Below are 13,875 nucleotides of genomic sequence, written 5' to 3'. Positions count from 1 at the left end.
TCAAGCAAGGAGAGATTTCCATGAGTCTGCAAGGCAAGGTTGCATTGGTAACGGGCGCCAGCCGTGGCATTGGCCAGGCGATCGCTTTCGAGTTGGGCCGTCAGGGCGCAATCGTGATCGGTACGGCGACATCTGCAAGCGGCGCCGAGCGTATCGCTGAAACGCTCAAGGCCAATTCGATTCAGGGCGCCGGATTGCTGCTCGATGTGTGCAGTGACGAGTCGGTGACTGCGGTTCTCGAGCAGATCCAGAAGGACTATGGCAGCGTGGCGATTCTGGTCAACAACGCCGGTATCACCCGCGACAACCTGATGCTGCGGATGAAGGAAGAGGAGTGGTTCGATGTCATCAATACCAACCTCAATAGCCTCTACCGTCTGTCCAAGGCCGTGCTGCGCGGCATGACCAAAGCCCGCTGGGGGCGCATCATCAGTATCGGCTCGGTCGTCGGTGCCATGGGCAACGCCGGGCAGGTCAACTATGCGGCAGCCAAGGCCGGCTTGGAAGGTTTCGGTCGTGCACTGGCCCGTGAAGTCGGCTCCCGCGCGATTACCGTGAACTCGGTGGCGCCCGGATTCATCGATACCGACATGACCCGCGAGCTACCCGAAGCGCAGCGTGAGGCGCTGTTGACCCAGATTCCTCTGGGCCGTCTGGGCCAGGCGGAAGAGATTGCCAAGGTGGTGGGCTTCCTCGCATCCGATGCGGCGGCCTACGTCACAGGCGCCACGGTGCCGGTGAATGGCGGCATGTACATGAGCTGAATGTGACTCGGTTCTTCAGGAAACTGTCATAAAAGCTGTCTAAAGTTCGTTACAAAAGTGCAACCGACCGTAGGTCGAGGCTGTGAACTGTTCCGGCAGGGTATGGCGTTTGGCTTGAAAGTTAGAAAACCCTTTCTATACACTGCGGCTCAGCTGCACGGATTTTTCCATAGGAGAGAAAACAAGACATGAGCACCATCGAAGAACGCGTCAAGAAAATCGTCGCCGAGCAACTGGGCGTTAAGGAAGACGAAGTCACCAACAGCGCTTCCTTCGTTGAAGATCTGGGCGCCGACTCCCTTGATACCGTTGAGCTGGTGATGGCTCTGGAAGAGGAATTCGAGACCGAGATCCCGGACGAGCAAGCTGAGAAGATCACCACCGTTCAGGAAGCCATCGACTACATCAACGCCCACGGCTGATTTATCGTAATCGACGGTTCTCGGACCTGGAAAAGCCGCACTGCCCCTCACGAGGCGTGCGGTTTTTCTTTAATGGGCCGTAGCGTTTCAAACAGAACAAGAGGATTTCGCAGTGTCGCGTAGACGCGTCGTGGTTACCGGTGTGGGCATGCTGTCGCCGTTGGGTGTGGATGTCGCGAGCAGCTGGCAGGGCATCCTTGCCGGGCGCAGTGGCATCAACCTGATTGAGCATATGGACCTTTCCGCCTACTCCACCCGTTTTGGCGGCTCGGTGAAAGGTTTCAACGTCGAGGACTACCTCAGCGCCAAAGAGGCGCGCAAGCTCGACCTGTTCATCCAATACGGTCTCGCCGCCAGTTTCCAGGCCGTGCGTGATTCCGGGCTGGAAATCACCGACGCCAACCGTGAGCGTGTCGGTGTCAGCATGGGCTCCGGCATCGGCGGCCTGACCAACATCGAGAACAACTGCAAATCGCTGTTCGACCAGGGGCCGCGACGTATTTCGCCCTTCTTTGTGCCCGGGTCGATCATCAACATGATCTCCGGCTTCCTGTCGATCCACCTGGGGCTGCAGGGGCCGAACTACGCCATCGCCACGGCGTGCACCACCGGCACTCACTGCATCGGCATGGCCGCGCGCAACATCGCCTACAACGAGGCTGACGTGATGGTCGCTGGCGGTGCCGAGATGGCCACCTGTGGCCTGGGTATGGGCGGTTTCGGTGCGGCGCGGGCGTTGTCCACGCGCAACGACGACCCTCAGGCCGCCAGCCGTCCGTGGGACAAGGGCCGTGACGGCTTCGTGCTGTCCGATGGCGCCGGTGCGCTGGTGCTCGAAGAGCTGGAGCATGCCAAGGCCCGTGGTGCGACCATCTATGCCGAGCTGGTGGGCTTCGGCATGAGTGGCGATGCCTACCACATGACCTCGCCGCCGGAAGATGGCGCGGGTGCGGCGCGCTGCATGACCAATGCGGTTTGCGACTCCGGGCTGAACCTGGACCAGATCCAGTACATCAATGCCCACGGCACCTCGACGTCGGCGGGCGACAAGGCTGAAGCCGCTGCCGTGAAGTCGGTGTTCGGCGAGCATGCGCATAAGCTGTCAGTCAGCTCGACCAAGTCGATGACCGGGCACCTGCTCGGTGCTGCCGGCGCGGTGGAGGCGATTTTCAGTGTGCTGGCGATCCGCGATCAGGTGGCGCCGCCGACGATCAACCTGGATGAGCCGGACGAAGGTTGCGACCTCGATTTCGTCGCCCATCAGGCCAAGCCGATGGCAATCGATGCGGTGCTGTCCAACTCCTTCGGCTTTGGCGGGACCAACGGTTCGCTGGTGTTCCGCCGGTTCGCCGGCTGATGCTGAGCTGGGTCGATGGCCAGCCCGCCACGCAGCTGTCGCTGCTGGATCGTGGCCTGGCCTACGGCGATGGCCTGTTCGAGACCCTGAGCGTCACGCGCGGCACACCGCGCCTGTTGGCGCGCCATCTGGCGCGGCTGCAGGAGGGCGCGCAGCGTCTCAGTATCCCTCTCGATATCCCTGTGCTGACGGCCGAGCTTGCAGCTTTCTGCGGCGAGCTCGGCAGCGGTGTCGCCAAGCTGATCGTGACCCGCGGCGAAGGTCTGCGCGGCTACGCGCCGCCGGCCGAAAGCCAGCCACGACGTATTCTCCTGGGCAGCCCGGCGCCTGCCTATCCGCCAGGCAACGCGCAGGAAGGCGTGCGCCTGTATCCCTGCCGTACACGTCTGGCCGAGCAGCCGGCCCTGGCGGGGCTCAAACACCTGAATCGCCTGGAGCAGGTTCTGGCCCGTGCCGAATGGCAGGACTCGGCTTATGCCGAGGGCCTGATGTGCGACAGCGGCGGACGGGTGATCGAAGGGGTGTACAGCAACCTGTTCCTGGTTCGTGCCGGGCAGTTGCTCACGGCTGACCTGTCGCGGTGCGGTGTGGCTGGCGTGATGCGTGCCGAATTGCTAGCACAGGCTGCGGCACTGGGCATCGCGGTGCAGGTGCGCGACATTGGCTTCGAGGAACTACTGGCTGCCGATGAAGTGTTTCTCTGCAACAGCCTGTACGGCATCTGGCCGGTGCGCCAGTTGCAAGGTCACGACTGGCCGGTCGGGCCGCTCACCCGTAAACTGCAGGCCTCAATTCGCAGTCTTCTGGATTCCTGATTCGTGATACGCAAGTTAGTGTCGCTGCTCATGGCGGGCCTGCTGGTGATCGCCCTGTCGCTGGCCTTCGCCGCATGGCGGCTGCATGTAGCGCTGGAGCAACCGCTGCAGTTGAGCGAGGAGCGCCTGCTGAACGTCGAACCGGGCTCCACGCCGGGTGGTCTGCTCAATCGTCTGGAAAGCGAAGGGGTGATCTCCGGTGCGTTCTGGATTCGCCTCTACTGGCGTTTCAACCTGGCCGCGCAGCCGCTGCACAGCGGCGAGTACCGGCTGACACCGCAACAGAGCATGCGCGATCTGCTGGGTGTCTGGCGCCGAGGTGAGGTGGTGCAATACAGCCTGACCCTGGTCGAGGGCTGGAGCTTTCGCCAGGTGCGGGCCGCACTGGTCAGGCAGGAAGCCTTGCAGCAGAAGCTGGCGGGTCTGGATGACGCAGCGCTGATGGCGCAGGTGGGCGACCCTGGCGTCAGCCCCGAGGGACGCTTCTTTCCCGACACCTACCGTTACGTGCGTGGCATGAGTGACCTGGACCTGCTCAAGCAGGCCCATGCCCGATTGGATCAGGTGCTCGCCGAAGAGTGGGCGCAGCGTGCGCAGAACCTGCCGTACGAGACGCCTTACGACGCCTTGATCATGTCCTCGATGATCGAGAAGGAAACCGGTGTGCCGACCGAGCGCGGTGAGATAGCGGGCGTGTTCGTGCGTCGGCTGCAGGTCGGCATGCGCCTGCAGACCGATCCCACGGTGATCTTCGGCCTGGGCGAACGCTACCGCGGCAACCTTACCCGCGCCCATCTGCGCGAGGTCACGGCCTACAACACCTACCAGATCGATGGCATGCCGCCGACCCCGATTGCGCTGGTCGGGCGCGAGGCGATTCACGCGGCGCTGCATCCGGTGGATGGCAAGAGCCTGTATTTCGTCGCCCGTGGTGACGGTAGCCATGTATTCTCCGACACCCTGGAACAGCACAACCGCGCCGTAGGCGAGTATCAGCGCAAGCGCCGCGCCGATTACCGTTCCAGCCCGGCGCCCAAACCAAAGGACAACCCGTGAGCGGTTTGTTTATCACCCTCGAAGGCCCGGAAGGGGCTGGCAAGAGCACCAACCGCGAATACCTCGCCGAGCGCCTGCGCGAGCAGGGCATCGATGTGCTGCTGACCCGCGAGCCAGGTGGCACGCCGTTGGCCGAACGGATCCGCGAGCTGCTGCTGACCCCGAGCGATGAGCCGATGGCCGCTGATACCGAGCTGCTGCTGGTGTTCGCCGCACGCGCGCAGCACCTGGCGCAGGTAATCCACCCGGCACTGGCGCGCGGTAGCGTGGTGCTGTGCGATCGCTTCACCGATGCCACCTATGCCTACCAGGGCGGTGGCCGTGGCCTCTCGGAAGCGCGGATCGCCGTGCTCGAAGAGTTCGTCCAAGCGCAATTGCGCCCTGACCTGACCCTGGTTTTCGACCTGCCGGTCGAGGTCGGTCTGGCACGTGCCATCGCTCGCGGTCGCCTGGATCGCTTCGAGCAGGAAGCGCAGACCTTCTTCGAGTCCGTGCGGCAGACCTACTTGCGACGCGCCAGCAATGAGCCGGCGCGCTACCGCATTCTCGACGCCGCGCAGACCCTGACCGGCGTGCAGGCATCCATCGACCAACTGCTGCCAGACATCCTGGAACGCTGCCGTGGCTGAAGCCTACCCCTGGCAACAGAGTCTCTGGCAGCAGCTTGCGGGGCGCCAACAGCATGCGCATGCCTATCTGCTGCACGGCCCTGCCGGCATCGGCAAGCGTGCCCTGGCCGAGCGCCTGATGGCGTTGTTGCTGTGCCACAGTCCGTCCGGATTGGAGGCCTGCGGCCAGTGCAAGGGTTGCCACCTGCTGGCCGCCGGCACGCACCCGGACAACTACATCCTCGAGCCGGAGGAGGCGGACAAGGCGATCAAGGTCGACCAGGTTCGCGATCTGGTCAGTTTCGTGGTGCAGACCGCGCAGCTGGGTGGGCGCAAGGTGATCCTCATCGAACCGGTCGAGGCGATGAACATCAACGCCTCCAACGCATTGCTCAAGAGCCTCGAAGAGCCCTCCGGCAATACCGTGCTGCTGCTGGTGACGCACCAGCCGAGCCGCCTGTTGCCGACCGTCAAGAGCCGCTGCGTGCAGCAGGCCTGTCCGCTGCCGGATGAGGCGAGCAGCCTGGCCTGGCTGGCGCAGGCGCTGCCGGAGTGCAGCGAGGAAGAGCGCCGCGAGCTGCTGGTGCTGGCTGCCGGTTCGCCGCTGGCCGCGCGGCGTCTGCAGCAGCAGGGCGTGCGCGAGCAGCGGGCCTTGGTGGTCGAGGGCGTGAAGAAGCTGCTCAAGCAGCAGGTCGGCGTCAGTCAGCTGGCAGAAAGCTGGAAGACCCTGCCGATGATCATGCTGTTCGACTGGTTCTGCGACTGGACGCAAGGAATGCTGCGCTACCAGCTGACCAAGGATGCACAGGGGCTGGGTCAGGCAGATATGCACAAGGTGGTGCAGTACCTCGCCGAGAAGACGCCTCAGCACAAGGTGCTGGCGATGCAGGATTGGCTGCTGGCGCAGCGGCAGAAAGTGCTGGGCAAGGCCAACCTCAATGGTGTCTTGCTTCTCGAAGCGCTGCTGGTGCAGTGGGCAAGCCTGCCTGGCTCGGGCTAGAATCGAAAATTGGATAGTTTGCTAGGAATGCCGAATGAGCTTGCCACCCAATCTTGGCCCGCGTAACGGGATCCTGTCCCTGACCATCAAGGACAAGTCCGTGCTGTATGCCGCCTACATGCCTTTCATCAAGAACGGCGGCTTGTTCATTCCGACGAGCAAGAGCTACAAGCTGGGTGACGAAGTATTCATGCTGCTCAACCTGATGGACGAGCCGGAGAAGATCCCGGTCGCCGGCAAGGTGGTCTGGATCACCCCCAAGGGGGCTCAGGGCAACCGCGCTGCCGGTGTCGGTGTGCAGTTCAACGACGGCGACAACACCGCCCGCAACAAGATCGAGACCTACCTCGCTGGCGCGCTGAAATCGGACCGTCCGACCCACACCATGTAATCGTTTCCTGTAACGCTGCGCCACCGACGTCGGTGGCGTTTTCGTTTGAGTGATAGGCCCATGCTGATCGACTCCCATTGCCACCTCGACCGCCTCGACCTGACTGCCCATGACGGCTCGCTGGACGCCGCTCTGGATGCCGCGCGCGACCGCGGCGTCGGCCATTTTCTGTGCATCGGCGTGAGTGCCGAGAACGCCGGCGCGGTGAAGGCGCTGACCGAGCGCTATGCCGATGTCGACTGCTCGGTGGGTGTGCACCCGCTGGACCTGCAGGCGGGGGAGGCGCCGGCCCTGGACTGGCTGCTCGGCGAGCTCGCGCATCCGCACGTGGTGGCGATTGGCGAAACCGGCCTCGACTACCACTACGAGCCGGAAGCGGCGCAGCTGCAGCAGCAATCCTTCCGTCTGCACCTGGAGGCTTCGCGTATCACCGGCAAACCGGTGATCGTGCACACCCGCGAGGCGCGCGCCGACACCCTGGCGCTGCTGCGTGAGGTCGCCTTGCCCCAGGCCGGCGTGCTGCACTGTTTCACCGAAGACTGGGAGATGGCCAAGGCCGCGCTGGACCTCGGCTACTACATCTCGCTGTCGGGTATCGTCACCTTCCGCAATGCCGAGGCCCTGCGCGAAGTGGCTCGCCAGGTGCCGGCGGACCGTCTGCTGGTGGAAACCGATTCTCCCTACCTCGCGCCGATCCCCTATCGCGGCAAACCCAACCTGCCGCAGTACGTGCGTGAAGTGGCGGACTATCTGGCCGTGTTGCGCGGAGTCAGCGCCGAAACCCTGGCCGAGCAGACCACTGCCAACTTCAAGCGTCTGTTCCCGCTGGCTCGGGTGGTCAGCGCCGCGACTCACTAAACGCGGGGCAAAAAAAACCCGGGTTCTGGGGGATGAATCCGGGTCAAGACCATTAGGAGTAAAACAAGGTGCACGATCCACGGCACCGAGACTGGCGGGGCACTTGGGGGGAGATGCCGCACACCAGTGAGTTCAAGTATTGGTCAGGATCCTGCTGCGTCCAGGCAGGTTGCGGCGGTTTCTTAAACAGATTTGGAATACCGGCACGGCTGCTGAGCACTCAGCCTTGTGTCATCTGGCCCAGCAACGCCAGCGTTTGGTCGATCACGTCGGCATCCGTATAGAAATGCGGGGAAAAACGCACACCACGGCCGCGTTGCGCGCACACCACATGCTCTTCCTTCAATTTGGCGAACAGTGCCTGGTTGCTCAGTGCGTCCAGGCTGAAGGTGAAGATCCCAGCGCGTCGGCTCGGTTCGGTCGGGCTGTGCAGGCGGATCCCCGGTAGCCGCTGCAGGCCCTGCTGCAGGTGCAGGACCCGCTCCTCGATCAGGCTGGCGACCTGAACCATGCCGACCTCCTCGAGCAGCGACAGGCTGGCCTCCATCGCCATGGCGCCGAGCATGTTCGGGCTGCCGCACTCGAAGCGTCGCGCGCTGCGTGCCGGCTGCCAGTCCTCGCGGTCGTAATCGCCGGCGTGTTCCAGCATGTGCCAGCCGTATTCGTGCAGTTTCAGCTGTTCACGCAGGTCGGCGCGGCAATAGAACACGCCGAGGCCTTCCGGGCTGAGCAGCCACTTGTGCCCGTCAGCCATGGCGAACGCGCAGCGACTGGCTTGCACGTCGAACGGCTGCGCGCCGAGTTGCTGGATGGCGTCGATGCACAGCAGTACGCCGCGGGCTTCGCAGCCGGCGCCCAGGCGCTCCAGCTCCAGGCGCAGGCCACTGGCGAACTGCACCGCGCTGATTGCCATCAGGCGAGTGCGCGGGCCGCAAGCAGCGAGCAGAGCGGCTTCCGGGTCGGCGCCCTGCAGGTTGACCTGGATGACCTCGACGCCGAGCGGCTTGAGGGCTTCCCAGACCACGCGGTTGGAGGGGAATTCTTCGTCGCTGATGATGATCTGGTCGCCCGTCTGCCAGTCCAGGCCGAAGGCGACGAACGACAGGGCTTCGGAGGTGTTCTTCACCAGCGCGATGTCATCGCTGCTCGGCGCGTTGAGCAGGCGTTGCAGGCGCAGGCGCAGGCGCTGTTCGACCAGCAGCCAGTCGGGGTAGTCGCGGGCGCCCAGCTGGCTGTTTTCGACGGCAAAGGCACGTATGGCCTCGCTGGCACGCCTGGGCCAGGGCGCGACGGCCGCGTGGTTGAGGTAACGCAGGCCAGAAATCAGGGGAAACTCGCTACGAAAAGCAGGCATTGGCGATGATCCGTGCAATTTGGCGCTGAATAGGCATAATGACGCGCCTCGATTTTTTCATCCTGTAGTCACTTTATGAACAAAGAACCTCGCAAAGTCCGTGAATTCCGTCGTCGTGAACAGGAAATTCTCGATACCGCGCTCAAGCTGTTCCTCGAACAGGGTGAAGACAGCGTCACTGTCGAGATGATCGCCGACGCGGTCGGTATTGGCAAAGGCACCATCTACAAGCATTTCAAGTCCAAGGCCGAGGTTTATCTGCGGCTGATGCTCGACTACGAGCGTGATCTCAACGAATTACTCCACTCCGAAGACGTCGACCGCGACAAGGAAGCGCTGTCGCGCGCCTATTTCGAGTTCCGCATGCGCGACCCGCAGCGCTACCGCCTGTTCGACCGCTTGGAAGAGAAGGTGGTGAAGGGCGCGCAGGTGCCGGAAATGGTCGAGCAGCTGCACAAGATCCGCGCCTCCAACTTCGAGCGCCTGACCCAGCTGATCAAGGGCCGTATCGCCGAAGGCAAGCTGGAAGACGTGCCGCCGTACTTCCATTACTGCGCGGCCTGGGCGCTGGTACACGGCGCCGTGGCGCTGTACCACTCGCCGTTCTGGAGCAACGTGCTGGAGGATCAGGACGGCTTCTTCCAGTTTCTCATGGACATCGGCGTGCGCATGGGCAACAAGCGCAAGCGTGACGGCGACACACCGGTCGCCTGATGGGATATTCAGCCCACCCATGATGCATTTTGTGCAGGCGGTGGTGGGCATATACTCCGGGGCATGTCCCGCCGGAGTTGCCCATGATCGTTGACCGCCAGGGCAGGCGCTTTCGCAACCTGCGCATCAGCCTGACTTCCGCCTGCAACTATGCCTGCACCTACTGCGTGCCGGACGGCAAGCGCCTGGTCGCCGCGCAGAACGAGCTGTCTGCCGATGCCATGGTGCGCGGCGTGGCCTACCTGATTGAGGCGGCCGGCATCGAGCGGCTGCGCATCACCGGTGGCGAACCGCTGATCAGCCCCAAGCTCGACCTGTTCCTGCGCGGCGTCAGCCAGCTCGGCCTCGATGACATCAGCCTGACCAGCAACGGCCAGCTGCTTGCACGCAAGTTGCCGCAGCTGCTGGATGCTGGCATCCGCCGCCTGAACATCTCCCTGGATACCCTCGACCCCGATGCGTTCCGCCATATCGCCCGTGGCGGCGACCTGGCCGGCGTGCTGCACGGCCTCGACGAGGCGCGGGCGGCAGGGCTGAAGATCAAGCTGAACATGGTGCCGTTGCACGGACAGAACCATGACCAAGTGCTGCCGTTGCTCGACTACTGCCTGGAACGTGGCTTCGAGCTGCGCTTCATCGAGCTGATGCGCATGGGCCACCTGGCCCGCGACGGCAACGCGTTCCAGCAGCAGTTCTATGGCATGGACGATCTGCTGGCGACCATCGCCGAGCGATACACCTTCGTTCAGGCCGACGCGCCGCTGGATGCCACGGCGCTGCGCTACGAGATTCCGGGGCAGGGTTTCTTCGGCGTGATCGCCAATGAAAGCGTGCCGTTCTGCCGTACCTGTTCGCGCCTGCGCCTGTCATCGACCGGTTGGCTGCACGGCTGCCTGTCGTCGAGCAATCGCCACTATGTCGGTGACCTGCTCGACAAGCCACGCCACCAGTCCCTGCCGGCGTTGCAGCGCCTGCTGGTGCAGGCCCTGGCTGATAAACAGGATGTCGCCTTTTCCGGCGGTGTCACCGTGATGAAGATCATCGGCGGCTGATGTGCTGCGGCGCACCGGCGAGCCACCATAAGAATTGCCTGTCTGCTCCATTCACCGGTGCCTCGACAGGCTCGCCAACTCCGGATAACCGTGAAGAACATGCCTGCTGAATTCCCCATTGCCTACATAGAGCCGGTGTTCCGGCCGCCCAGCGAAGCCCATTCGCTGATCCTGCCGGTGACTAATGGCTGCTCCTGGAACAACTGCACCTTCTGCGAGATGTACACCCAGCCGCAGAAGAAATTCCGCGCCCGCGACGAGGCCCAGGTGCTCGAGGAGATCCGTCGCGCTGGCGAGCGGCTGATCGTGCAGCGGGTGTTCCTTGCCGACGGCGATGCCCTGGTGCTGCCGACGCGGCGTCTGCTGGTGATCCTTGAGGCCATCCGCGAGCACCTGCCGGACGTGCAGCGGGTCTCCAGCTACTGCCTGCCGCGCAACCTGCGCAAGAAGTCCGTGGCCGAACTCAAGGAGCTGGCCGATGCCGGCCTGAAGATGGCCTATGTCGGTTGCGAGTCGGGAGACGACGAAGTGCTGGCGCGGGTCAACAAGGGCGAGACCTACGAATCCAGTCTCAGCGCCCTGGAAAAGCTCGGCGCAGCTGGCATCAGCCGTTCGGTGATGATCCTCAACGGCCTCGGCGGCACTGCGCTCAGCGAGCAGCACGCGGACAATTCGGCGCGCCTGATGAACGCCGCGCAGCCGGAGTTCCTCTCCACCCTGGTGGTCAGCTTCCCGACGGGCGAGCAGCGTTTTCGCGAGGGTTTCGAAGGCTTCCAGTCGCTCGACCAGCACGCGCTGTTCATCGAAGTAGAGCGCTTGCTGCAAGGGCTGGAACTGCGCGACACGGTGTTTCGCAGCGACCACGCCTCCAACTACCTGGTGCTCAAGGGCACCCTCGGGGCGGACAAGTCGCGCCTGTTGGCGCAAGTCCGCCAGGCCATCGAGCAGCCGCAGCGCGCCCATCTGCGCCAGGAGTGGCAGCGCGGGCTGTGACGTTTCGAGGGTTGGCGCGGATGCTGCAGTAGTCGTCTATCCGCCGGTTTTCCGACACCGGCTCGGGAGGATTCGCAATGCGTAGCTTGATTCTGCTGCTGGCCCTGTTCAGCCTCACCGGCTGCATGAAGGTCAGCGACATGGCTGCTGGCACCCAATACCACCTGCGTGACGCCGGCGTGCTCGATCACGCCGACACGCGCCGCGCCAGCCCGTGGCGCCTGCAGGCTGACTCGTTCATCTTCATCGCGCAGAGCCATTTCATTCCGCCGGGCAAGGCGCACCCGCGGCCCAACGTGGTGGCTGACGAGGCCTTCAGCGCCTTCGTCGAGTACTTCCCGCTGGTCCGTCGTGCGCCCAAGCCGCAGGGGCTGGAGCAGGCGATGGACGATGCCCGTACGGCTGGCGCGCATTACCTGCTGTACACCCGCTTCGCTGCTGCCGATGACCGCATCGGCACGGAAGAGGAGTGGGATGACGAAGAGGCGGTCGATCGCCTGGGCGTCGACACCGGGGTGATCCAGCTGATGCTGATCGAGACCAACACCCGCTACCTGGTGGACACCGCGCGCATCCGCAACCGTGGCGGTTTTCTGACGTTGTATGACACCAAGCCCCAGGACCTGCTGCGCGAACCCTTCGAAGCCTATGCGCGCAGCCTGCTCGGGGTGAGCGATCGTTGAACCCCGACCTACGGCATACTGTCACCCTGTTAGGGGAAACCAGAACCGTAAGCGGAGAAATGTGATGAGTGATCCGGGTAAAGCCAACGACCTGCTGGCGCAGATTCCCAAGGGTGAGAAGAAGGGACTGCCACCGGTGCACCTGTGGAACCCGGATTTCTGTGGCGACATCGACATGCGCATCGCCCGCGATGGCACCTGGTACTACCTGGGCACGCCGATCGGGCGCAAGCCGATGGTCAAGTTGTTCTCCACGATCATCCGCCGCGACGGCGACGACTACTTCCTGGTGACGCCGGTGGAGAAGGTCGGCATCACCGTCGACGACGCCCCATTCGTGGCGGTCAGCCTGCAGGTCGAGGGCGAAGGCGAGCAGCAGGTGCTGCGTTTCACCAGCAACGTGGACGACGAGATCGAGGCCGGTGCCGAGCACCCGCTGCGGGTCGAGCTGGACGCCGAGACCGAAGAGCCCGCGCCGTACCTGCATGTGCGCAGCAACCTGGAAGCGCTGATCCACCGCAACGTGTTCTATCAGTTGGTCGACATCGCCGTGCCGCGCGAGATCGATGGCGTGACCTGGCTGGGCGTGTGGAGCGGCGGCGTGTTCTTCCCCATCGGCCCGCAGCCGCAATAGCGCGGCGCGTAAACCTGATTTTGGGGCTTTTGAGCTAGAGCCAGGCAAGGCGAAATTGGGCGAGGGCGCGACGTTTACGAGCTGTAAATGAGCAGTCGGAGCCCAATCAACGCAGCATGGCCGACGATCAAAAGCTCCAAAACAGGTTTCAGATGTTCTGCGCAATGCGCCAGAGCACGCCGGATGGATCGAACAGCACGAAGTCGCGCATGCCCCAGGGCTGATCCTGCGGCGGCACCAGGCGCACGCCGAAGTCTTCCGCGACACCCGAGGCCAGCACCTGTTGCCACCATGCCTCAACGTCTTCCACCAGCAGGTGCATCATCAGGTTCTCGGCCAGTTCGGCGACGTAGTAATCCTGCAGCAGGAAGCTGGTGTTGCCGTGATGGAAATAGGCCACGCCATCGCTGTCCGAGGCCATGCGCAGGCCCAGTGCCTGATAGAACGCCTTGGAACGGGCAAAATCCTTGGCCGGCACGAACGCCTTGATTTCCACGGTATTCAAATTGGCCATGTGGTTCTCCCTGGCTCAGTAAAGATCGGTGCGCTTGGCCGGCTTGATCGCCTGGATAAAGCTGTAGCCCAGGCCGATGTCGGTGACCACCCGCGTGCACATGGCAGGAATCGCGATCAGTGCGTGGATCAGCATGGCGATGCCCGAGTAGGCGGCGAACTCCAGGGCGCGTAGCGGCAGGGGCAGGGCGTCCGGGCGGCTGTCGAGCAGAGTTTCGCGCAGGCTGGCGAGGTCCGGCCAGCGCTCGGCGTCGATGTCGTGGCGCATCTGCAGCGGATACAGGTTGCGACTGCGGCAGCCGCGGCGGAAGGCGCGCCACATGCGCTTGGGCTCCAGCACCAGGCCGGTCGACAGGGCGATCAGGTTCATCGTGCCCAGCAGCGGCGAATGCCACATCGACCCGGTACCCAGCTCCCAGGCGCTGACCTCGCCTTCGCCGATGCGCCCGGTGCTGTAGCCGGTCGCCACGTGGTGTAGGTCGTGGTACTTGAGGTAGACATGGCGCGTCTCGATATTCGGCAGCGGCACCAGCAGGCAGCCGGTGTACACCGGCACGGTGCAGGCCTGGCGGTCGGCGGTGTCGCTGAAGCCGCAGCGCCGGTAGAAGGCGGCCAGTTCTTCCTTGAGGGTCATGAGCGTCCTGTCTCGAATGGGTCAGCG

The 13,875-nt window shown here is 63.7% G+C and carries 17 protein-coding genes; 14 read left to right on the top strand and 3 right to left on the bottom strand.

The genetic code is table 11. The features are described 5' to 3' along the window. Window positions 1-20 precede the first annotated feature (20 nt). From fabG to IB229_RS01705, 9 genes are all read left to right on the top strand, one after another. Entirely contained in the window at window positions 21-764 is a 744-nt protein-coding gene (gene fabG / locus IB229_RS01745) for a 3-oxoacyl-ACP reductase FabG (RefSeq protein WP_192324359.1), read from the top strand. A 188-nt stretch (window positions 765-952) separates the two neighbouring features. Then, window positions 953-1,186, top strand: coding sequence for an acyl carrier protein (acpP, locus tag IB229_RS01740; RefSeq protein ID WP_160081363.1), 234 nt, complete (start codon window positions 953-955; stop codon window positions 1,184-1,186). A 112-nt stretch (window positions 1,187-1,298) separates the two neighbouring features. Next, the gene (fabF, locus tag IB229_RS01735; RefSeq protein WP_192324357.1) at window positions 1,299-2,543 is read left to right on the top strand and encodes a beta-ketoacyl-ACP synthase II; all 1,245 of its coding nucleotides are present in this window, start codon (window positions 1,299-1,301) and stop codon (window positions 2,541-2,543) included. Further along, complete coding sequence (gene pabC, locus IB229_RS01730) at window positions 2,543-3,358, top strand: aminodeoxychorismate lyase (RefSeq protein WP_192324355.1); 816 nt, start codon at window positions 2,543-2,545, stop codon at window positions 3,356-3,358. The genes fabF and pabC overlap by 1 nt, the downstream gene beginning before the upstream one ends. Window positions 3,359-3,361: 3 nt before the next feature. After that, on the top strand, window positions 3,362-4,414 hold the full coding sequence (mltG, locus tag IB229_RS01725; protein WP_192324353.1) for an endolytic transglycosylase MltG: 1,053 nt from the start codon (window positions 3,362-3,364) through the stop codon (window positions 4,412-4,414). Further along, window positions 4,411-5,043 (top strand): dTMP kinase, encoded by a 633-nt coding sequence (gene tmk, locus IB229_RS01720; protein WP_192324351.1) that lies wholly within the window; start codon window positions 4,411-4,413, stop codon window positions 5,041-5,043. Before mltG ends, tmk begins: the two co-directional genes overlap by 4 nt. Then, window positions 5,036-6,022, top strand: a complete 987-nt coding sequence (locus IB229_RS01715; protein ID WP_192324349.1) for a DNA polymerase III subunit delta' — start codon at window positions 5,036-5,038, stop codon at window positions 6,020-6,022. Before tmk ends, IB229_RS01715 begins: the two co-directional genes overlap by 8 nt. Window positions 6,023-6,056: 34 nt before the next feature. Then, the gene (locus IB229_RS01710; RefSeq protein ID WP_192324347.1) at window positions 6,057-6,413 is read left to right on the top strand and encodes a PilZ domain-containing protein; all 357 of its coding nucleotides are present in this window, start codon (window positions 6,057-6,059) and stop codon (window positions 6,411-6,413) included. A 60-nt stretch (window positions 6,414-6,473) separates the two neighbouring features. Next, the gene (locus tag IB229_RS01705; protein ID WP_192324345.1) at window positions 6,474-7,271 is read left to right on the top strand and encodes a TatD family hydrolase; all 798 of its coding nucleotides are present in this window, start codon (window positions 6,474-6,476) and stop codon (window positions 7,269-7,271) included. A 220-nt stretch (window positions 7,272-7,491) separates the two neighbouring features. On the opposite strand, the gene IB229_RS01700 is transcribed toward IB229_RS01705, so the two are convergent. After that, on the bottom strand, window positions 7,492-8,625 hold the full coding sequence (locus tag IB229_RS01700; RefSeq protein ID WP_192324343.1) for an aminotransferase class V-fold PLP-dependent enzyme: 1,134 nt from the start codon (window positions 8,623-8,625) through the stop codon (window positions 7,492-7,494). Between the two features lie 75 nt (window positions 8,626-8,700). Here IB229_RS01700 and IB229_RS01695 point away from each other — a divergent pair, with 75 nt between their 5' ends. From IB229_RS01695 to IB229_RS01675, 5 genes are all read left to right on the top strand, one after another. Next, a complete protein-coding gene (locus tag IB229_RS01695) occupies window positions 8,701-9,339 on the top strand; it encodes a TetR/AcrR family transcriptional regulator (RefSeq protein ID WP_192324341.1) in 639 nt (212 codons plus the stop codon). A gap of 83 nt (window positions 9,340-9,422) precedes the next feature. Further along, on the top strand, window positions 9,423-10,391 hold the full coding sequence (locus tag IB229_RS01690; RefSeq protein ID WP_192324339.1) for a GTP 3',8-cyclase MoaA: 969 nt from the start codon (window positions 9,423-9,425) through the stop codon (window positions 10,389-10,391). A 99-nt stretch (window positions 10,392-10,490) separates the two neighbouring features. Beyond that, the gene (locus IB229_RS01685) at window positions 10,491-11,384 is read left to right on the top strand and encodes a radical SAM protein (protein ID WP_192324337.1); all 894 of its coding nucleotides are present in this window, start codon (window positions 10,491-10,493) and stop codon (window positions 11,382-11,384) included. Window positions 11,385-11,461: 77 nt separating this feature from the next. Beyond that, window positions 11,462-12,067 carry a DUF4823 domain-containing protein gene (locus tag IB229_RS01680; RefSeq protein WP_192324335.1) on the top strand — a complete coding sequence of 202 codons (606 nt, stop codon included), beginning with the start codon at window positions 11,462-11,464 and terminating at the stop codon, window positions 12,065-12,067. A gap of 64 nt (window positions 12,068-12,131) precedes the next feature. Then, window positions 12,132-12,701 carry a DUF1285 domain-containing protein gene (locus IB229_RS01675; protein WP_192324333.1) on the top strand — a complete coding sequence of 190 codons (570 nt, stop codon included), beginning with the start codon at window positions 12,132-12,134 and terminating at the stop codon, window positions 12,699-12,701. A gap of 148 nt (window positions 12,702-12,849) precedes the next feature. Here IB229_RS01675 and IB229_RS01670 read toward each other — a convergent pair whose 3' ends face one another. Beyond that, window positions 12,850-13,215, bottom strand: coding sequence for a VOC family protein (locus IB229_RS01670; protein ID WP_192324331.1), 366 nt, complete (start codon window positions 13,213-13,215; stop codon window positions 12,850-12,852). A 15-nt stretch (window positions 13,216-13,230) separates the two neighbouring features. Beyond that, on the bottom strand, window positions 13,231-13,848 hold the full coding sequence (locus IB229_RS01665; protein ID WP_192324329.1) for a hypothetical protein: 618 nt from the start codon (window positions 13,846-13,848) through the stop codon (window positions 13,231-13,233). Window positions 13,849-13,875: the final 27 nt, after the last annotated feature.

The organism is Pseudomonas sp. PDM14, from assembly GCF_014851905.1.
Lineage (GTDB): Bacteria > Pseudomonadota > Gammaproteobacteria > Pseudomonadales > Pseudomonadaceae > Aquipseudomonas.
The sequence above is the reverse complement of the archived record's forward strand: the minus strand, read 5'-3'. Positions and strand labels throughout refer to the sequence as shown.